The 19,982-nt window shown below is 58.4% G+C and carries 18 protein-coding genes; 12 read left to right on the top strand and 6 right to left on the bottom strand.

Going from position 1 to position 19,982, the window contains the following annotated elements:
• Window positions 1-40 precede the first annotated feature (40 nt).
• The 3 genes from metC (at window position 41) to AB4O22_RS12775 (ending at window position 4,781) form a co-directional block, all read left to right on the top strand.
• Window positions 41-2,806, top strand: a complete 2,766-nt coding sequence (metC, locus tag AB4O22_RS12785) for a cystathionine beta-lyase (RefSeq protein WP_460096425.1) — start codon at window positions 41-43, stop codon at window positions 2,804-2,806.
• A gap of 165 nt (window positions 2,807-2,971) precedes the next feature.
• A complete protein-coding gene (locus AB4O22_RS12780; RefSeq protein ID WP_460096424.1) occupies window positions 2,972-3,490 on the top strand; it encodes a hypothetical protein in 519 nt (172 codons plus the stop codon).
• Between the two features lie 109 nt (window positions 3,491-3,599).
• Entirely contained in the window at window positions 3,600-4,781 is a 1,182-nt protein-coding gene (locus AB4O22_RS12775; protein ID WP_460096423.1) for a (R)-mandelonitrile lyase, read from the top strand.
• Here the strand turns inward: AB4O22_RS12775 and AB4O22_RS12770 are convergent.
• Entirely contained in the window at window positions 4,769-5,662 is an 894-nt protein-coding gene (locus tag AB4O22_RS12770; RefSeq protein WP_053162476.1) for a LysR family transcriptional regulator, read from the bottom strand. The two genes, AB4O22_RS12775 and AB4O22_RS12770, sit on opposite strands and share 13 nt — an antisense overlap.
• Window positions 5,663-5,879: 217 nt before the next feature.
• Here AB4O22_RS12770 and AB4O22_RS12765 point away from each other — a divergent pair, with 217 nt between their 5' ends.
• Both AB4O22_RS12765 and AB4O22_RS12760 read left to right on the top strand, forming a co-directional pair.
• A complete protein-coding gene (locus AB4O22_RS12765; protein WP_460158250.1) occupies window positions 5,880-6,587 on the top strand; it encodes a DUF1353 domain-containing protein in 708 nt (235 codons plus the stop codon).
• Between the two features lie 458 nt (window positions 6,588-7,045).
• Window positions 7,046-7,387, top strand: coding sequence for a DUF6124 family protein (locus AB4O22_RS12760; RefSeq protein WP_013693177.1), 342 nt, complete (start codon window positions 7,046-7,048; stop codon window positions 7,385-7,387).
• A gap of 114 nt (window positions 7,388-7,501) precedes the next feature.
• Here the strand turns inward: AB4O22_RS12760 and AB4O22_RS12755 are convergent, their stop codons facing one another.
• The 3 genes from AB4O22_RS12755 to AB4O22_RS12745 all read right to left on the bottom strand — a co-directional run bounded on the left by AB4O22_RS12755 (window position 7,502) and on the right by AB4O22_RS12745 (window position 11,410).
• A complete protein-coding gene (locus AB4O22_RS12755) occupies window positions 7,502-9,361 on the bottom strand; it encodes an ABC transporter ATP-binding protein (protein ID WP_028237060.1) in 1,860 nt (619 codons plus the stop codon).
• An 89-nt stretch (window positions 9,362-9,450) separates the two neighbouring features.
• Window positions 9,451-10,410: a hypothetical protein gene (locus AB4O22_RS12750; RefSeq protein WP_460096421.1), complete on the bottom strand. Its 960-nt coding sequence runs from the start codon at window positions 10,408-10,410 to the stop codon at window positions 9,451-9,453.
• Window positions 10,411-10,525: 115 nt separating this feature from the next.
• Window positions 10,526-11,410, bottom strand: coding sequence for a LysR family transcriptional regulator (locus tag AB4O22_RS12745; RefSeq protein ID WP_460096420.1), 885 nt, complete (start codon window positions 11,408-11,410; stop codon window positions 10,526-10,528).
• Between the two features lie 113 nt (window positions 11,411-11,523).
• Here AB4O22_RS12745 and argC point away from each other — a divergent pair, with 113 nt between their 5' ends.
• Complete coding sequence (gene argC / locus AB4O22_RS12740; RefSeq protein WP_003201243.1) at window positions 11,524-12,453, top strand: N-acetyl-gamma-glutamyl-phosphate reductase; 930 nt, start codon at window positions 11,524-11,526, stop codon at window positions 12,451-12,453.
• A gap of 28 nt (window positions 12,454-12,481) precedes the next feature.
• Here argC and AB4O22_RS12735 read toward each other — a convergent pair whose 3' ends face one another.
• The gene (locus tag AB4O22_RS12735; protein ID WP_053162497.1) at window positions 12,482-13,273 is read right to left on the bottom strand and encodes a helix-turn-helix transcriptional regulator; all 792 of its coding nucleotides are present in this window, start codon (window positions 13,271-13,273) and stop codon (window positions 12,482-12,484) included.
• Between the two features lie 138 nt (window positions 13,274-13,411).
• On the opposite strand from AB4O22_RS12735, the gene AB4O22_RS12730 reads away from it, so the two are divergent.
• The 3 genes from AB4O22_RS12730 to AB4O22_RS12720 all read left to right on the top strand — a co-directional run bounded on the left by AB4O22_RS12730 (window position 13,412) and on the right by AB4O22_RS12720 (window position 16,647).
• Window positions 13,412-14,515, top strand: a complete 1,104-nt coding sequence (locus AB4O22_RS12730) for a polyamine ABC transporter substrate-binding protein (protein ID WP_223471816.1) — start codon at window positions 13,412-13,414, stop codon at window positions 14,513-14,515.
• A gap of 152 nt (window positions 14,516-14,667) precedes the next feature.
• Window positions 14,668-15,996 (top strand): type VI secretion system tip protein TssI/VgrG, encoded by a 1,329-nt coding sequence (gene tssI / locus AB4O22_RS12725; RefSeq protein ID WP_053162499.1) that lies wholly within the window; start codon window positions 14,668-14,670, stop codon window positions 15,994-15,996.
• Between the two features lie 267 nt (window positions 15,997-16,263).
• Window positions 16,264-16,647 carry a GNAT family N-acetyltransferase gene (locus tag AB4O22_RS12720; protein ID WP_223472761.1) on the top strand — a complete coding sequence of 128 codons (384 nt, stop codon included), beginning with the start codon at window positions 16,264-16,266 and terminating at the stop codon, window positions 16,645-16,647.
• Between the two features lie 150 nt (window positions 16,648-16,797).
• Here the strand turns inward: AB4O22_RS12720 and AB4O22_RS12715 are convergent, their stop codons facing one another.
• A complete protein-coding gene (locus AB4O22_RS12715) occupies window positions 16,798-17,694 on the bottom strand; it encodes a LysR family transcriptional regulator (protein WP_003201254.1) in 897 nt (298 codons plus the stop codon).
• 163 nt (window positions 17,695-17,857) lie between these two features.
• Between AB4O22_RS12715 and AB4O22_RS12710 the strand changes: the two genes are divergently transcribed.
• The 3 genes from AB4O22_RS12710 to AB4O22_RS12700 all read left to right on the top strand — a co-directional run bounded on the left by AB4O22_RS12710 (window position 17,858) and on the right by AB4O22_RS12700 (window position 19,980).
• On the top strand, window positions 17,858-18,496 hold the full coding sequence (locus AB4O22_RS12710) for a hydrolase (protein ID WP_003201256.1): 639 nt from the start codon (window positions 17,858-17,860) through the stop codon (window positions 18,494-18,496).
• 122 nt (window positions 18,497-18,618) lie between these two features.
• The gene (locus tag AB4O22_RS12705; RefSeq protein WP_460096418.1) at window positions 18,619-19,155 is read left to right on the top strand and encodes a dihydrofolate reductase family protein; all 537 of its coding nucleotides are present in this window, start codon (window positions 18,619-18,621) and stop codon (window positions 19,153-19,155) included.
• Between the two features lie 111 nt (window positions 19,156-19,266).
• Entirely contained in the window at window positions 19,267-19,980 is a 714-nt protein-coding gene (locus tag AB4O22_RS12700; RefSeq protein WP_013693188.1) for a class I SAM-dependent methyltransferase, read from the top strand.
• Window positions 19,981-19,982 lie beyond the last annotated feature (2 nt).

Raw genomic sequence — 19,982 nt, 5'->3', positions numbered from 1 at the left:
ACTCGCGTTCCAGTCACTCCATTTTTCCAGCGGGACTCCCATGAGCCAGACCCTAACGCCCCAGCAGTTGCAGCAGTGGTTGTTCGACGGGCAGGAAATCGCCCTGTTTGATGTGCGCGAGCACGGCCAGTATGGCGAAGCCCATCTGTTTTTCGGGGTGAACCTGCCCTATAGCCGTTTGGAGTTGGAAGCGCGGCGGCTGGCGCCGAACCTCCAGGTTCGGTTGGTGCTCCATGATCAGGATGGCGCATGCCTGGCGGCACGTGCGGCGCAACGCCTGCAAGCGTTGGGTTACGCCAATGTGCACATCCTGGAGGGCGGCGCCGATGGTTGGCAGGCCGCCGGCTATCAGCTGTTTGCCGGTGTGCACGTGCCGTCCAAGGCCTTTGGCGAACAGGTGGAGGCAGTCCGGCACACGCCTCACGTCAGCGCGCGCCAACTGGCGCAATGGCAGGCCCAGGGTGAACCGTTGGTGATACTCGACGGCCGTCCGTTGGAGGAGTATCGCAAGATGACCATTCCCGGTTCGATCTGTTGCCCCAATGGCGAGCTGGGCTACCGGGTGCACGACCTGGTGCCGGACGAGCAGACGCCGATCGTGGTCAATTGCGCCGGCCGGACCCGTAGCATCATCGGCGCCCAGACGCTGATCGACCTGGGGTTGAAAAACCCGATCTATGCCTTGGAAAACGGTACGCAAGGCTGGGACCTGGAGGATCTGCAACTGGAGCATGGCAGCGAGCGTCGCTATGCCGACCAGGTGTCAAGCAACGCGCTGCCGGGGCAGCGTTTGGCGGCGACACGACTGGCCGAACGGGCCGGTGTGCCTACGGTCAAGGCTACCCAGGTCGAGCAGTGGGCAGCGGGCACTGGGCGCAGTCTGTTTCTCTGCGACGTGCGCACCGCCGAGGAGTTTGCCGCCGGCACGCTGCCGGGAGCGCAGCACACGCCGGGCGGACAGTTGATTCAATCCACCGACCTGTATATTGGCGTGCGTCAGGCGCGGGTGGTGTTGTTTGACAACGACGGCGTTCGCGCACCGATCATCGCCAGTTGGCTGCGGCAGTTGGGGCATGAGGCTTTTGTATTGTCGGGTGGGTTGAGCAGTGGCTTGGCACTACCGGTTCCAGCAATCGTCGCACCTGAAGAACTGCCGCTGATCAGCGTGCGGGCCTTGGCCGATGCCCTGAAGGATGACGCGGTGGCATTGATCGACCTGCGTTCGAGCAGGGCGTATCGCAAGGGGCATATTGCCGGGGCGCGCTGGTCGATCCGGCCGTTATTGGCCCGTGCGCTGGCGGGGGAGCAGCGGCCGCTGGTGTTGGTGGTCGACGATCCCCGACTCGCGGCCCTGGCGGCCCTGGAGTTGCCTCACGCTGAGGTCCGTTTGCTGGACGGCGGTCCAGATGCCTGGCGCTCGGCGGGCCTGGCGCTGCAAGAAGGCGCCGACACATTGCCGGATGCACAGTGCATCGATTTCCTGTTCTTCACTCACGACCGCCACGCTGGCAACAAGGACGCGGCGCGCCAATACCTTGCGTGGGAAATCGGCCTGCTGGCGCAAATGAACGACGAGGAAATCGCCAGCCTCAAGCCACTGCACGGAACGCTTCAAAGCACTGTCGAGGCGCGACTGCGCACCCGTCTGGTCCATGGCGCGCGCACTGAAAGGGGCGCCGGTGCCAGGGCCGTCAACGTACCGGTCAGCCGCCTGAGCACGGTGCTGTTCGACAACCTGGCACAGATGCGTGACGCCCGCTCCCGGCGCGACAGCGAGCGAGTCCTGAGTTATGGCGCCCGGGGCAATCCGACGGCCTTCGCCCTGGAAGACCTCGTCACTGAGCTGGAAGGTGGCTATCGCACTCGGCTGTTCGGCACCGGGTTGGCTGCCGTGGCGCAAACCTTCCTGGCCTACCTGCGGCCTGGCGATCATGTGCTGATCACCGATGCGGTGTATGCCCCGGTACGGCGTGTGGCCCGGGACTTCATCGAAGCCTTCGGCATACAGGTCGACTACTTCGCCCCCGACGGCAGCGACCTGCCCGGACGGCTGCAAGCCAACACCAAAATGGTCTACACCGAAGTGCCCGGTTCATTGCTGTACGAACTCTGCGACTTGCCAGCTATCGCCGCACTCTGCAAGCCGCGGGGCATCCTGCTGGCAGTGGACAATACCTGGGGTTCGGGCGTGCTGTACCGGCCGCTGACATTGGGCGCCGACATCTCGATCATGGCCCTGACCAAATACCTGAGCGGACACAGCGACGTGGTCATGGGCAGTGTGTGCACTCGGCAGCAGGCTTGGCCGGCACTGGCGGCCATGAGCGACACCTTCGGCAACACCGTCAGCCCCGACGACGCCTACCTGATCCTGCGCGGCGCCCGCACCCTCGCGCCACGCCTGGACACGCATGAGCGCCAGGCACTGGAAATCGCCCATTGGCTGCAGGCGCAGCCGCAGGTGAAGCGGGTCTTCCATCCGGCACTGCCCGAGCATCCCGGTCATGCGCTGTGGCAGCGGGATTTCAAGGGTAGCAATGGGTTGCTGTCCTTTGAACTACGCGAAAATGACGACGCCTATCTGGAGCGATTCATCGACGCATTGCAGGTGTTCGGGTTGGGTGCATCCTGGGGTGGGTTCGAGAGTTTGGTGACCGTCGCTGATACCAAGGACCGGCAAAGTGCCGAGGATCGGACGTTGAATCCGGTGGTGCGCTTGCATGTGGGGTTGGAGGATGTCGAGGTATTGGTCGAGGACCTGCAGCGGGGGTTTGCGCAGGCTGCTTCCAGTGCATCGATGGCTTGAAGCTCCGTGGGGGTAAGGCGTCCAACATCGATTGCGAACTGCCCCGGCGCTTTCGCGAGCAAGGTTGTGCACCCCACCACAAAACCTATCAACAATGGGCTACCAAATCCCCGGCCAACCGCTACCATTGCGCGCTGATCTTCCAATATCCCGGACCTCACCTTCATGAAATTGCGCCTGCTGACCGTCGCCTTGTTTTTTACCTGCACCCTGGCTCACGCCGCTGAATCGAAACCTGTTCCGAAAGCCCTGGAAGTACAGATCGGGCACTTGGTAGCGCTCATCAAGGACAGCTACGCCACCGGCTACCCCGAAGCAACGCTGGTGCAGACGCTGGACACCGGCGAGGACAGTCAGGTCACCCTTGCGGTCTTCACCATCGAGGGTTTCGGTATGGGCAACAACTACAGCCAATACCTGGCGGCCTTTACGCCCGAAGAGAACGAAGAAGGTGTGCCGCACTACAGCCTGTTGGACGTGATGCGCATCGGTGGCGACAGCTGGCGTGCCATCGACAAACTGGATGCCAAGCTGGTCAGCGACCCGACCGGGGAGCAGACCCTGATCGACATTCCCGTGATGGAGAATACCGACGAGGACGCGCCGAACTTCCCAAGCAAGGCCGCCGTGATTCACTTGTCGCTGGACGGATCACAGGCAGTGCGGTTGGTTGAGATCAAGTAAAGCGGATTTATGCGATTGCGATATGAGTGCTATGTCATTGGCATGGTTTATCGATTAATGCGGCAAGGTTAATTTGCTTCTCTGCGATATCAATCGAGAGGAAAGCCAAATGACTCTGCGTTCAACCGGTAGCCTTTGTTTTGCGCTATGCGCGGCGGCGCCTTTTGTCGACGCCGCCAGTACAGAAAGCACCAGCGAGTCCCGGACTTCGCAACAGATCAGTCGGGCCGACAGCCAAGCGTCGGTCGCAGGCCCGGCGGACTCTTTCACCGGGCGCGTGCGTGTTGATCCTCTGTTCCCGGCAACCGACGACATCAATGCCTCTGGCGCCTACGTCAGCTTCGAACCGGGCGCGCGTTCGGCCTGGCACACCCATCCCGCTGGGCAGCGCTTGGTGGTGATTTCCGGTGTCGGTCTGACGCAGGAATGGGGCAAGCCCGTGCAGCAGATCCTCCCGGGCGACGTGATCGTCTGCCCGCCTGGCGTCAAGCACTGGCATGGTGCCGCGCCGACGAGCGCCATGACCCACCTGGCCGTGACTGGCACGGTGGAGGGCAAAAACGTGGAGTGGCTGGAGAAGGTCAGCGAAGAACAATACAGCGCCGCTGGAGTGTCGACGCCATCGACCAAGCCGGATGCCGTGGCGGTTTCGCAAACCCTATCGACCAAGCAGCAAGCCATCCCGCTGATTGCCGCCGCCATGGCGACGAGCAACATGCCCGGCCTCAATACCGCCTTGAATCAAGGGCTGGATGCCGGCCTCTCCGTCAGTGAGGCGAAGGAAATCCTGGTGCAGCTTTACGCCTACAGTGGCTTTCCCCGCAGCCTCAACGCCCTCGGCGAATTGATGAAAGTGGTGCAGGCGCGCAAGCAACGCGGCGTCCAGGACGACCCGGGGCGCGAGCCCGTTCGCCTGATCCCTACCGGCGATGCGCTGCTGGCGGCGGGCAAGGCCAATCAGACGCGCATTGCCGGTGCGCCCGTCCAGGGACCGTTGTTCGACTTCGTCCCAGTCATCAACCAGTACTTGCAGACGCACCTGTTCGGCGACATTTTCGAGCGTGACAACCTGGACTGGCAAAGCCGTGAGCTGGCGACAGTCGCCGCGCTGGCGGTCACCCCCGGTGTGGAGTCACAACTGCGCTCGCACATGGCCGCCAGCCTGCGCGTCGGCTTGAGCGCCGCGCAACTGCGGCAACTGATCCAGCTACTGGGCGAGCAGGGCGATGCCGCCGCGGCCAAGCGCGCCGCCGAAGCATTGGACACCGTCCAGGCCAGTCAACCCTCGTAGCGCAAGGCTTCGCGCAGCAGCGTGAAGGCCGGTGAACTTTGGCGGCGACTGGGATAGTAGAGGTGGTAGCCGGAAAACGGCTCGCACCAATCTTCCAGCACCCGAATCAACCGGCCTTGCGCGACAGCATCCTGCACCAGGTCCTCCGGCATGAAGGCCAACCCCAAGCCTTGAAGCGCAGCCTCCAGGCGCATCGCGATGGTGTTGAACACCAACTGGCCTTCCACGCGGACGTTCAATTCCTGCCCCTGTTTCTCGAACTCCCAGACGTAGAGGCCGCCATGGGTCGGCATGCGCAGGTTGATGCAATTGTGCGCCGTGAGGTCGTCTGGGATGACCGGCTTGGCATGCCGGGCGAAATACGCCGGCGAGCCCACCACCGCCATGCGCATGTCAGGGCCGATGCGCAGGGCAATCATGTCCTTGGCCACCTGCGGACCCAGCCGCACACCGGCATCGAAACCCTCCGCGACGATATCGGTAAAGCCATAGTCGACGATGATTTCGATGTTGAGGTCGGGATGGTCAGGTAGCAGCCTGGCGAGAACGGATTGCAGGATCGTGATTGCGGAGTGCTCACCGGCAGTGATGCGCAACTTACCCGCCGGCTTATCGCGAAACTCACTGAGCATCGCCATCTCGTTATCGATCTCCTCGAAGCGCGGCGCGACCACCCGCAGCAGGTGTTCACCGGCTTCGGTCGGGGCGACACTTCGAGTGGTTCGCGACAACAACCTGACCCCCAGCCGCTCCTCCAACTGACGCATCGCCCGGCTCAGCGCCGGTTGCGACATGCCCAGTTTGGCCGCTGCGCGGGTGAAGCTGCGCTCCTGGGCTACGGCGGCGAAGATGGCGAGTTGGTCGTAGCGTTCGGTGGTCATTGATCCGTCTCTGGTATGAGCAGGCTTGGATTATGACATCTATTGTATTAATTGGCTGAGCCATTTGAAGTTGGGATCTGCCTGGAAAATTGACTGCTATAGTCCACTGGCACCCCCTGATGAACTTGTTGTACGTGAGGCGCTAAGCGCTATAAAAAATTATTTAAGTTGGCTAATTGTTATATCGAACAAGGAGAGGGGCGATATGCGTAGGGCCATGGCATTTCTGGTACTGTTGATGAGTGCCTCGAATACACTTTTTGCGAGTCAATTTACAGGAGAGCTGAAGCTACTCCCTGAAGGCTGCCAATTTACCAAGGAGCGAAAGTGTCAGTTAGGATCGATGCTTACGTTCAAATCGCCAAATGGCTTGGTTTGGCAAACCGATATTTGGAAAGCAGGCAATCATGAGTCAGGAACCACGGATGGCGCGTCGATCCCCAAATGGGCGCAACCTATAATAGGCGATGCTTACGACGCGTCTTTCTTGAAAGCGGCAATTGTTCATGATCATTATTGCTACGAAGAAAATCGGGTCCGGTCGTGGGTTGAAACGCATCGGATGTTTTATTACGCGCTCATCGATCTTGGTATTGATAAAGTCAAGGCGAAAACAATGTATTTTGCCGTCTTTACTTTTGGACCTCACTGGAGGGATGTTGTCGAGGGAGAGAAGTGTGGTGAAAATTGCATCAAGACTTTAGCTCCTTCTGGACTGGTTTCAGAAGAAAGCCAACTCAATTGGGATAATTCAATAACGACGACACAAAACTTCAAGGCGGCTCTTGAGGCGGATCCGAGCATGAGTCTCAATGAAATCGAAGCTTATGCCGAATCGGCCAAGCCAAATGATTTTTACGTTGGCCAGGGGAGTACGTATGTTCCCGAGGGCGTGAATGATCCCAATTTATTACAGAAATATTAGTCGAGTGGAGAGGGCGATCCAAGATCGTTCATTTCCCCTCGCTCCGCAGCTTGCGCCCGCAACCGTCTCCCAATCATATCGCACCCGTCGCGCAGCGCTTCGGTGGGGGAATGGTTGAACGAGCTTGTCGTAGGAATCGACGGAGCGAATATTCCCCATTGACTTGCAGGACATTTCCTAGAAAATTCCAGCCTCTTGCGCCTGCTGATTCCGGTGCCTAGTCTTTGTCCACCGCTGCCAATTCAGCGGTCGGGTTTAGTCGCTCGGTATTTCGTTAGGCGCAAGGTCTCCTTGAAGTCAGGCTACGGTTTTCTCGCTGATTTTATGGTGGCTGTGCGCAGGGCACTTTCGGGTGCGCCGGTTTCCTAACGTCCCGGTCGACTAACCTGCGCACAGCCGCCACCCCATTTCGTTTAGTCGCGAACAGTGGCGGATCCGACTGACGTTAGGAGGTCCATATGGACAAACTCATCCCCGACCCACCCGTTCCACCGCTGCACCTGGACATCGCAGCCGACGCCAACGCCGAACGCGTTATCGATTCCTATCTGAACCCCAAGCCCGCCCAGCCTGACAAGAAGCCACCTCCGGAGCAGCTATTCACCGTCGTGGAGGATGTCGATGCTGAAAGCCTGTTGGCCAATCTCAGCGAAACCTTGGCCTCCGCCAATGCCATGGCCGGCGATTTGGCGTTCGACCTGGAGGATTCTCGACGGCATGTTGCACTAGGGCTGCAGCAGTTGATCGAGCTGGGTCAGCTATTGGCAAACCGGGCGCTGGATGTCATCGACCCTAGATAGACGTTCGTAACTGGCGTGGGATAGACCCCATTTTTCCAAGATAAATCGGGTCGGAAGCAGAGCAGCTTCCGACCCAAAACACCCGCTTGCAGATCATCCCCAAGCGCTCAGCGCTCATACCTGATCCATGTCCTCCGTCACCCCCCGGTCCTCACCCAGGAATCCGCCACTCTGATGGTGCCACAGCCGCGCATAAATACCGTTCTTGGCGAGCAATTCAGCGTGGGTACCCTGTTCAATGATGCGTCCATCATCCATGACAATCAGTCGATCCATCGCCGCAATCGTCGACAGTCGATGAGCAATGGCGATGACAGTTTTACCCTGCATCATTTCATCGAGGCTTTCCTGGATGGCCACTTCGACTTCCGAATCCAGCGCACTGGTCGCCTCGTCGAGGAGCAGGATCGGGGCGTTCTTGAGCATCACACGAGCAATCGCGATGCGCTGGCGCTGGCCGCCCGAAAGCTTGATGCCGCGCTCGCCCACCAAGGTGTCGTAGCCGCTATGACCCTGGCGGTCGCTCAGTTGGCTGATGAACTCATCGGCCTGGGCATTGGCCGCGGCTCGGCGGATTTGTGCGTCGCTGGCATCGGGTCGGCCATAGGCGATGTTGTCGCGAATGGAGCGGTGCAGCAGGGAGGTATCCTGGGTGACCATGCCGATGGCGCTGCGCAGGCTGTCCTGCGTCACGTGGGCAATGTCTTGCCCGTCAATGCGAATCTGCCCGCTGTCGACATCATAGAAACGCAGCAGCAAGTTGATGAGCGTGGATTTGCCCGCGCCGGAGCGGCCTACCAGGCCGATTTTCTCGCCCGGGCGAATGTTCAGGCTCAAGCCATCGAGCACCTGGCGTTCACCGTTGTAGTTGAAGCTCACCTTGTCGAAGGTGACCGCTCCGCCAGTGGTCGCCAGCACCGCGGCGTCCGGCGCATCCTGCACCTTGGGGCCGCGGGTCAGGGTGGCCATGCCGTCCTGCAAGGTGCCGATGCTCTCGAACAGCGAGGTCATTTGCCACATGATCCAATGCGACATGCCGTTGATACGCAACGCCATGGCGGTAATCGCCGCCACGGCACCGGCGCCGACGTCACCCTGGTGCCACAGCCACAGTGCATAACCGCCTGCAGCCATGATCAAGCCCACCACCAACGCCTGGTTGACGATTTCGAATTGGCTGACCAGGCGCATCTGGCGAAAGCCGGTCTGCTTGAAGTCCTCCATGGCCGCGCGCGCGAAGTGCGCTTCACGGTTGGAGTGGGAGAACAGCTTCACGGTGGTGATGTTGGTGTAGGCGTCGGAGATCCGTCCGGTCATCGAGGAGCGCGCATGGGCCTGTTCCTGTCCGACTTTGCCCAAGCGGGGCACGAAGTAGAGCATGGCCAGCCCGAACAACACGATCCAGGCCACGAAAGGCAGCATCAGTTTCAGGGCGAAGCCGCCGGCCAATGCGATGATCGCAATGAAATACACGCCGATGCCGGGTGCGATCTCGATCAGAGTGAACAGCACGTCGCGCACGGCCAGCGCAGTCTGCATCACCTTGGTGGTGACCCGGCCGGAGAACTCATCGGAAAAAAACGACAGGCTTTGGCGCAGCATCAGGCGGTGAAAGTCCCAACGCAGCCGCAACGGCAGATTGATCGCCAATACCTGGTGCTGCACCATGGTCCGCAATGCCACCAGCCCGATGCTCGCCACCATGACGATGCCCATGCCCCATAGCACGCGACTTTCCTGCGCCGCCGCCTCACCACCGGCTTGCCAGGTCGAGAGCAGATCCACGACCTGACCGAGGAAGGAAAACAGCCAGGCTTCGTAGATCGACACACCGGCGCTGAGCAGCGCAAACGCAAGGATGTAGCCGCGGGCGCCCCGTGTGCACGCCCACAGAAACCGCGCCAGGCCTTCGGGGGGCGGCGGTACCTCGTCGGGTGGGAAGGGGTCGAGTCTTTGTTCAAACACGCGAAGCATGGTGGTCTCCAGAACGATCAATTAAGGAGATTCTGCCATTTAAAGGTGGCTTTGAGGGTTCTGTGGCGCCGCTGTCGAATTGACTACTCTCAGGGATGGGAACTCATCCGGCCCCGGATCGCCATGCGCAGACAACCCCAGGCGATGAATCCGAGGATCAACACCTCGGCCATGCCCACCAGCAGGTTGAATGAGAAGGTGAGCGGTTGCTCGGCCCAGTAGAAGGTTGTCGTGCCCGTTCGACCGCCGACACGCAGCCGCCCGGCAAACAGAGCGGGCACCAATGCGATGACGCGACTCAGCTCCAATAGTGCCAGGAAAACACCCATTAGAAGGAGCAGGGCGCGTGCGGGCGTGCCGAGTTTTTCGGTGGATTCATGGGAACGCGTGAGCCCCTTGGCTTTGCGCTGCCTGGCTTCCCTCACCGTTTTACCGCTGGTTGGGGCTGGAGCAGGCCTGTAGATTGCCTTCTTCACACCCGCCGCCGAGCCCACCACGACTTCGGTGGGCACTGCCACGTTCAGGTAGTCGGCCAGCTCACGCAACCACACGTCGGTGCGTTGACTTCCTGGCACCACCGGAACGTTGTCGGTCGTCAGGCGGTGCTCGCTGCCATCGCGCATCACCAGCCACAGTTGGGTGTAGGCCGGTTCGGCATCTTGGCGGCGGCGAAGCTCGAGGCATTTGGGGGTATCGATTCTGAACACCGAATGCACACGCTCGCGACGCCCAAAAAAGTTTCGGGTGCGGCGCTTGCCTTCACCGTCGCGTCGCGATAACAGCAAGGTCTCGTGGATGCCGGTGTACACCATCAGGAGCAGGCCGAGTGCGGGAATCAGCAGCAACCCGAGCACGATCAGCAGTGAGGACATTGGATCGACATCAATCAGCGGCGTGCCCCCATCAGCGATCACAAATACGGCGAACGCCACCGGCAAGATGAAGGCAAGCGCGCCTGTCAGCAGCACGAAGGCGCTCTGCACCCGGTTGCGCGAGTGGATGTGCAGGTCATCCTGGGCGGTGCGCTCGAAGCGATGTCCAAACAACATGCAGATCTCCTGGTGCGCCGCTTTTAGATCGATCAAGGGGACGTGACAATCGGTTGCACGTCGCAGGCCTGGATCGTGTTTTACGCCGCGCAGAATACCTCATGCCCAGACATAATCACTCCGCACTCAACTCCCACAACACATCCAGCACATGTTGCGTAGGCCGTTCGATCTCCTGACTGCGGTGGGCGATACCCAGTTGACGCCACAATAAGGGCTTTAGTGGCCGCATGACGATCCTGTTATCGAGCAATGGCGTGGCCGCCTCATGGGGCAACAACGTCGCACCATATCCTGCCGCCACCAGACTTTTGATCGCGTCGTTGTAGTTCAGTTGGATACGCGGCGCAGGCGGTTGCCCATCACTGGCGAACCACTCCGCCGTCAAGCGCGAAAGACGCGTGGTGGTGTCGTTCAAAATCAACGGCTGAGCGGCCAGCCAAGCGGGGGTCACAACCTCCGGGGACTCCCAGCGAGCCGGCAGGAACGCCATGACCGGATCCCGTCGCCACGGCTCGATCCGCAAGCCCTTCACCGGAGACTGCGGCAGCGCAACCAAACCAACCTCCAAAGAGCCCTCGGCAAGTTTCTTCAAGGTTTCCTGGGAGGTGAGCACCGCGACTTGTACATCGATAGCGGGGTGGCGTTGGCTCAATGTCTCCAACGCATGCGGCAGCAACTGTGCGATGGCCCCTGTGGAGGCGCCTAACCGCACACGCCCGGCCAACCCTTGAACCTGACGTTCAACGTCTTCAAGCGCCTGCTCTGCGTCCGCCAATAGGCGCCGCGCGCGTTCCACCAATGTGTTCCCTATCGCTGAAGGCTGAACGCGCCCGCGGGTGCGCGACAACAGCTTGCCGCCCACGCGCGCCTCCAGGTCGGCGATATGCAGACTGACGGTGGGTGGTGCAAGGTGCAGCGCACGGGCGGCCTCGGCAAACGACCCCAGGTCGGCAATCGCTACCAAGGTGCGCAGACGGTCGAGGCTGATTTCGCGCATGAGGGATTCCTTGTTCAGAAAAACTGAATTTCATCGTTTATAAATTCAACTTTTCCTATCTTAGAGCCTCGCTGAAGATTGGGCTCCTGATTTCCAATGTCCGAGAGCATTCCATGGCAAGTCCCCTTGTATTCATCGATGGCGACCAAGGCACCACCGGGCTGCAAATCCATCAACGTCTGCGCGAGCGCAGCGATCTGCGGCTTTTCACCCTCAGCCCTGAACATCGCAAGGATCCGCAACGTCGCGCCGAAGCCATCAACCACTGCGACATCGCGATTCTCTGCTTGCCCGACCAAGCCGCACGCGACGCGGTAGCGACCATCGAAAACTCCGCCGTTCGGGTGATCGATGCGAGCTCGGCGCACCGCACCCATCCAGACTGGACCTATGGATTCGCAGAGATGAACCCGCAACAGGCCCAACGCATCGCCGCTGCGCGCCGGGTCAGCAATCCCGGTTGCTACCCAACGGGGGCGATCGGGTTGCTGCGTCCATTGCTGGAGGCCGGATTAGTGCCCAGGGATTACCCGCTGAACATTCATGCAGTGTCGGGTTATTCCGGAAAAGGACGCGTCGGCGTGCAAGAGCATGAGGGCGCAGGCGCAGCACAGGCGTCGGCGTTTCAGGTCTATGGGCTGGGGCTGGCACACAAGCATATTCCGGAGATTCAGCAGCAAAGCGGGCTGACGGAGCGGCCGATGTTCGTGCCGGCCTATGGCGCTTTTCGGCAGGGGATCGTGCTGACCATTCCCTTGCAAACCCGATTGCTGGCGCCAGGCGTGAGCGCGGTGCAGTTGCATGGATGTTTGATGCAGCACTACGCCGATGCGCACCATGTACAGGTGATGTCGATGCAGGAATCCAAGGAGATGACGTCCCTTGATCCTCAAGCGCTTAACGGAACCGATGATTTGCGATTGTCGGTGTTTGAGAATGATGAGACCGGGCAGGTTTTGCTGGCTGCGGTGTTTGACAATCTTGGGAAGGGCGCCGCTGGCGCGGCGGTGCAGAATCTGGACTTGATGCTTGCAGGCGCATGACCGCGCAAATCAGCTCGCTGCCCTGACTTCAATGGGTAGCGGGAATATTCTGTTTGGGCATGAAGAATCGAGCAAAGAGCTCAGATTGTGACTTGATATTTAATTTTGCGTAAATGTTGCGGCGGTGAACTTTTATGGTCTCCGCCGAGAGGGACAGCTTTCCGGCTATCTCTTTATTGGAGAAGCCGCTGAGCAATAAACGGAGTACATCACTCTCGCGTGCTGTTATTTGGGTGCCAAGCTGATTGACCGTTTCCGGCCACAGAGGCGGTTCAGCCGGAGTTTTCTCTACGTCAACTTCATAGCCCATGCGCTGATGCATTAATGCAGTCACCCACGGCTTGATGATGTCAAGCATGGTTATTTGTTCTTGGCTAAAGCGAACTTTGCTGCCGATGGAAATGCACAACGTTCTGTCGGGGTCGAGCTGGACATTGTACTGTGCCTCATCCATGGAAATGTATTGTGCAAAATACTTGTGGTAGTACTCGGTTTCAAGAAAGTATGCCGGTGCAATATCCAATAGATGGAAGAAACCACTCTGTGGATTTTCCCGATTGGCTATATAGAACGGATCCAGCAAGTAAAGACCTTTCACATAGCGATGAATGAATGCGTCGACTTCTTCCGCGTCTGCTATCTCAGGAAGGCTAACGACCTGCACGTGTTGATTGCTGAAAATCAATACAACCCAATTATCGATCTGTACATACTCATTTAATGTGCGAACAAGTGAACTCCAGAAATCTGGACGATTCAGCTGCATGATCAGCTTTCCAATCGATCGATGCCAAGCCAGGCTGTGGAGGTCAAACGGCATTTTCTACCCCTTTAGGGTTAGGGATTCGCAGGTCAAAGGTAAGTATTCGTAGGTATTTACTATTCGGTAACACCCGGTATATTCACTGCCAGGGTTAACGATGGCCATGAGGGCATATCGTCTTGACAAGGATGTTGCATGAGAAAGTCACATTTGCGAACCATTTTTTCCGCCTCGCTTCTCTGTGCAGGGATAAGCACATCAGTAGCGGCTGTAGAGCCCGGGATGTATCTGTATAACTGGTTCGGGTTGCTTGCGCCGGAGACGCCAAAGGAGTTTGAACAGGAAACTGGTACGAGCGTGCATATGGATGCGTTCGACAGCGCCGAAATCATGCAGAGCAAGGTCATGGCTGGGCGCACCGGTTATGACGTGGTTGTGGCGACCTCCAATGTGTTGCCCAGCCTGATCCAGGCGGGAGTCCTTCAGCCGTTGGATCGTAGTCAACTGAGTAACTTTTCACATATTGATCCTGAGCTCTTGGCCCAGCTCGCGGTCAATGACCCTGGTAACCGCTACGCCGTACCTTATCTATGGGGCACTACCGGCATTGGTTATGACGTTGACAAAGTCAGGGTGGCATTGGGTGATAGTGCGCCGGTGAATAGTTGGGACCTGATCTTCAAAGAAGAAAACATTAGCAAGCTCCAGTCATGTGGTGTGGCAATGCTTGACTCTCCAAGTGAGATCATTTCCATTGCCTTGAATTACCTTGGACTCCCTAGCAATAGTAAGAACCCGGAGGATTACCAGAAAGTCCAGGCCTTGCTGTTGAAAATCCGTCCTTATGTCCTATATTTCGACTCATCCAGAATCGACGCCGACCTGGCTGACGGCAATATTTGTGCAGTTGTGGGATGGGCCAATGGTGCCCTTGCGGCACAGGCCATCAACGAGAAGACCAACACGGGGCGCAAGATCGCCTACAGCCTGCCTCGCGAAGGAGCGCTGTCCTGGTCGGAGAATCTGGTTTTGCTGAAAGATGCTCCCCATCCCAAGGAAGGCATGACGTTCATTAATTATATGATGCGACCAGAAGTTATCGCCAAGACCTCAAACCACACGCTATACCCTAACGCCAATAAGGATGCCGCCGAGTTTGTCGAGCAGAAGCTGCGAGACAATCCTTGGATTTATCCAGACAAAAAAACGGTCGCAACACTTATTCCTCTTGAGCCACTGCCATTGAAGTTGGAGCGGATCCGCACGCGGATCTGGACCAAAGTGAAGAGTGGTGTCTGATCTGACTTGATTTGCATGTCTGGAAAGTAAGACGCAAACGCCGATATACAGGGATGCTGGGCGGGTGGGTGAGTACCTGTTAATCCATCAACCCAGTATTACTCAGGGTCTTCCGGTCCATTGCGCCGCCTTATGTAAGAAGAGAACAGCGGATGTTCAGCCCAGCCAATCAAACGCACTTCAGTTTGACCATCGACGGTTTTGAGCACGATTTTCAAGTGCTCGCATTCACTGGAGAAGAGGCGATCAGCAGGCCTTACCTCTTCAACGTGGAATTTGTTAGCGAGCGGCCTGACCTGGATCTCGAAAACCTCTTCGACGTAGAGGCTTTTCTGACCTTCGACGCGAAGGGCAACGGCATTCATGGACGGGTCTACCACATCGCTCAAAGCAGTAACGGTGAGCGTTTGACGCGCTACAGGCTGGCCCTCGTACCGCACCTGTCCTACTTGCGCCATCGCATCAGCCAGAGGATCTATCAACAGTTCTCGGTGCCGAAAATCGTCGCCTTGGTACTGGAAGAGCACGGCATTCTGGGCGACGCCTATCGGTTTCATCTGGGGGCGACCTACCCCGAGCGTGACTACTGTACCCAGTACGACGAAACGGATTTGCACTTCATTCAGCGCTTGTGCGAAGAAGAGGGTATCCACTTTCACTTCCAGCACAGCGCTCAAGGTCACGTGCTGGTCTTTGGCGATGATCAGTCGGCTTTTCCCAGTATTGGCCAACCCACTGCTTATGGGCATGAGAGCGATAGGGTGGCCGACGAGCCATTGATCAAGCGCATCAACCTGCGTTTGGGACAGCTCACCAGTCGTATCTCGCAGCGCAATCATGATTTCGAGCAATATCTGGACAATGAGAAAGATGACAGACCGGAGCGTTTCACCGGTCATGAGCACGGCAAGCAGATACGCCTTCGGACTATGGAGCGCCGCCATGTGGCCTATCGACAAGCCGAGGGGCAAAGTGACCAGACTCGGTTAGTCAGCGGCCACGTGCTGGAAATCTCAGGCCATCCGCGCCAAGAGTGGAACACTCTATGGCTACTGACCCAGGTCATCCACGAAGGTCGGCAACCACAGGTGTTGGGTGAGGACGTCGCCAGTGACAACACTGGGAACGACGATGACTTTCATCAGGGTTACCGCAACCGCTTTGTCGTTCTTCCGTGGAATGTTTCCTATCGTCCGCCGTTGGCTCACAAGAAGCCTCAGGTACCAAGCCTCCAGACCGCTGTAGTCGTCGCTTTGGAAGGCGAGGGGATCCAGAGCGATCGGCGCTTCGGGCGGATCAAGGTCAAGTTCCCCTGGGACCGCGAAGATAGATTTGACGACAAGAGTCATTGTTGGCTGAAGGGAACCGCCGATTGGAGTTGTGAGATGGGGCCGCCTCGGACGGGCATGGAAGTCGTGGTTACATTTCTTGAGAATGACCCTGATCAGCCGGTGGTCAGCGGTTGTCTGTGTTGTCGCTAAGGGGGACAGACCCTTACATTGATGTTGCTGAGCGCCAGTTTTTGGCCGATTGCTGCCAGTCACAAGTGACTGCAATCGACTTTGGTGACCTTACGAACTGCCTTCGCTACGGATCACTCTATAGGCGCACATCAAAGAGCTTGCCTATACCGCAGAGCGGTCTGCGCGGGTTAATCTGCGACCACAAACGATCATATCGCAGCGTCGGTCGGGTGCCTTTACTGTCTTCCCGAGCCGACATCACACAGACATTCGTCAGGATTTACCATGGGCGAAACACAAATGATCCGCCAAGCAGTTGCAGACGATGAAGTAGCAGTGCGTGCTTGTGCCGAGAAAGCGTATGCCCAGTATGTTTCGGTAATAGGACGAAAGCCTGCACCGATGTTAGCGGATTTCGGTGCTCAGATCGCAGCCGGTTTTGTGCACCTTTCAGTCGGAGAACAAGACGAATTGCGAGGCTTCATCGTCTTCTTTCCTGTGGGTCAGCAGATGTTTCTCGAAAATGTAGCCGTGTCCAAAGAAGGTCGTGGGAAAGGGATCGGCAAAGCACTCATTAAATTTTGCGAGGCGCGGGCGACGCGCTTGGGCTTTGGTAGCGTTTGTCTCTATACGAATGTGAAGATGACCGACAATCTGTCAATTTACTGATTGCACATGGCCGATTTCTGCCTGCCGCGATTGCCATGGATGCCCGCTTCAGCGCCTTCGCTGCCGGAGCCAAGGCAGACCTCATTGATGCAACGAACCGGGTTGTTCGATGAGTCGAGTCACGACGAGCATTGTGGTCGCTGTCATGCCTCAGACCGGCGGCAGCGCCGCAAGGTGTGGAGAGTCGCCGAAGTACTCGATCAGGAGTTCGGTGAGGACCCGTATCTTGCGTGCGGGATGCTGGCCTGACGGGCGAATGACATAGGCACCTGCCGGGGGCGGTGGATGACGCGTCATGATCGGCACCAGTGCCCCCGAGGCCACATGTTCAAAGGTGAGGCAATCGGGCAGGTAAGCGATCCCAAGGCCTGCTGTTGCCGCAGCGACTAACGCGATGCCGTTGTCGGCTTTGAAGCGGCCCTGCGGACGAACCGTGATGATCTTGTCCCCATCCATGAATTGCCAGGCTTCGGTGCTCTGCATCAGGGCCTGATGGGCGACAATCTCCTCCGGCGTCTCAGGTGATCCGTGCGCCTTGATGTAGTCCGGACTGGCGAGGAGCTTCCCATAGATCGGGCCGATGCGCCTTGCGATCAAGTTGGAGTCCTGAAGGTAGCCAACCCGTATCGCACAATCGTAACCCTCCGTGATGAGGTCAACGAAACGATCGCTGTAGCAGGTCTGGATATGAAGCTGGGGGTGGCGTCGTGCCATTTCCGCGAGCACGGGCGCGAAATGCGTCGGGCCGAAAGAGAGTGGTACGGCGACTCGCAAACGGCCACGAAGGGCTCCGGCGGGCAGGATCGTTTCCTTGGCTATGTCGATCTCGGCGCAGACTCTGGCGGCGTAGTCGCGGAACGTAGCCCCGGCTTCTGTGAGAGCCGCCCCGCGTGTGGATCGTGCAAGCAACTGGACGCCAAGTTCCGTTTCAAGCCGAACGAGCCTGCGACTGACGATCGATTTGGACACGCCAAGCCGAAGCGCGGCAGGTGAAATGCCCCCCGCATCAGCCACTTCGACGAAGGTCTGCAGCTCTTCAATGTCCATTCCAGCGTTCCCCATTTTGCGACACAGCTCGCCTCGCAATGCTACTACTGCACCGAATAGGGGAACAGCACAATGCTGCTTCCGGGCAACGTCGCCGCTGGTGCATGTCTCCCGGAAAATCATTTCTCCCACAAGCGTGGATTACCCATAAAAGGATTTGCCAATGGCAAGCGAGAATATCCGCAACCCGCAGACCGACCAACTCCTGTCCCCCGAGAACTCGGCATTGATCATCATCGACTACCAGCCGATCCAGGTCTCCTCGATTCGCTCGATGTCCCGTGACGAGCTCGTCTTCAACATAACGAGCGTCGCCAAGGCGGCGGTCAATTATAATCTTCCGATTATTCACTCGACCGTCAACGTCGCGACCGGCCGCAACAAACCACCGATCCAGGAGCTGCAGGACGTGCTCGGCCATCTGCCAACCTATGACCGCACCTCGATCAACAGCTGGGAAGACACAGAGTTCAAGCAGGCGGTCAAAGCGATCGGCCGCAGGAAGCTCATCATGACTGCGCTCTGGACCGAAGCATGCCTGACGTTCCCGGTACTCGACGCGATTCAGGAAGGTTATGAAGTCTATGTGCCGGTCGATGCGGTCGGCGGCACGTCACTGGCCGCGCACGAGGCGGCGTTGCGCCGAATGGAACAGGCGGGCGCGAAGCTCATCAGCCGCGTGCAGATGTACTGCGAACTCCAGCGCGACTGGGCGCGAGCGTTGACCGTTCCCGGCTTCATGGGTGTCTTCGATAACTTCGATGGTTTCAACGCCGAAAAGGCCCATGGAGGCACGCGCTAAGAACGCCTGACTGATACGTGATGAAAGTGGCGTTCGCGAATGCGGCCGCTACTTTCACTTCCATAATCGGCGTTGATGGTCTTGCATTGGTGCTCAAGTAAAACAACAAGGAACCCTCAAAAATGCCCACCGCCCACGTCTTCATCGCCACCAGCCTGGATGGCTTCATCGCTCGCCCCGACGGTGACATCGACTGGCTTCTACAACGTGATGACCCATCCGAAGACCACGGCTATTCAGCCTTCATCGCCGACAAGGACGTGATCGTGATGGGGCGTGGGAGCTATGAAAAGGTGCGGACCTTCGACACCTGGTTCTACGACCGGCCCGTGATAGTGCTGTCCGAACAGCTAGCCGATTCGCCAGTGCCCGAGGCGTTGGAGGGCAAGCTGCGTTTCTCCGATCTGGCCCCCAAGGATTTGATGGCTGAGCTGGAGAGTCAAGGCGTGCAGCGCGTCTATGTGGATGGTGGGCGGGTGGTGCAGTCGTTCCTGCGCGATGGGTTGGTCACCGATATGGTGATCACCACCGTTCCTGTATTGATCGGCTCGGGGCGGCCGTTGTTTGGCGGGCTTGAGCGGGATGTGGATTTGAAACTGGTATCCAGCCGCAGCTTTCCTTCGGGGCTGGTGCAGTCCACCTACCGACTGGTCCTATGACTGGCGATTCATGCCACACAACCGGTGGGGCTTGACAGCCATGGGATACTGAAAGAGTAGCCACATCCATCGCGGCTTCATCCCGTCACGACGCAAAGGAAGGTGCTCTCCATGCGCAATGAAGAACTCAAGGCCTTATTCGATCAGCAGGCCGCCAGCTACGATAAGCAGTGGGCGGGAATGGCGCCCATTCGTGACGCCCTGTACACCCTGCTCGACGCGGTGTTCGCTGACTTACCGGAGAATGCCCGGATACTCTGTGTCGGTGTGGGCACTGGTGCGGAACTGACCCACCTGGCCAAGCAGAACCCCGGCTGGCATTTCACCGCCGTTGATCCTTCGGACGCCATGCTCGATATCTGCCGACAGAAAGCGGTACAAGAAGGCTTCCTTTCGCGTTGCAGCTTTCACCATGGTTACCTTGACGCGCTGCCTGCCGAGCCTGACCACGACGGCGCTACCTGTTTTCTGGTGTCTCAGTTTTTGCTCGAGCCACAAGCCCGTATAACTTTCTTCCACGAGATCGCCCGCCGGCTTAAGCCGGGTGGAATACTGGCAAACGCCGACCTCGCCGCTGATACCGAATCACCTGCCTATGAGGCGCTACTGCGCAACTGGATGACGCTGATGTCCTCTGCAGGTGTACAGCCGGAAATGCTGGTGAGAGCTCGTGCCGCCTACGCCCGAGACGTGGCTATCCTGCCGACACAGCAGGTCGCCGGTCTCATCGAGAGCGCTGGGTTCGAGGCTCCGGTACAGTTCTTCCAGGCGGGGCTGATGCATGGGTGGTTTTGCCCGCGCAAGGCAGACATCGTCTTGAGTTAGAC

It is taken from the genome of Pseudomonas sp. S3_B11, assembly GCF_054667715.1.
The sequence above is the reverse complement of the archived record's forward strand: the minus strand, read 5'-3'. Positions and strand labels throughout refer to the sequence as shown.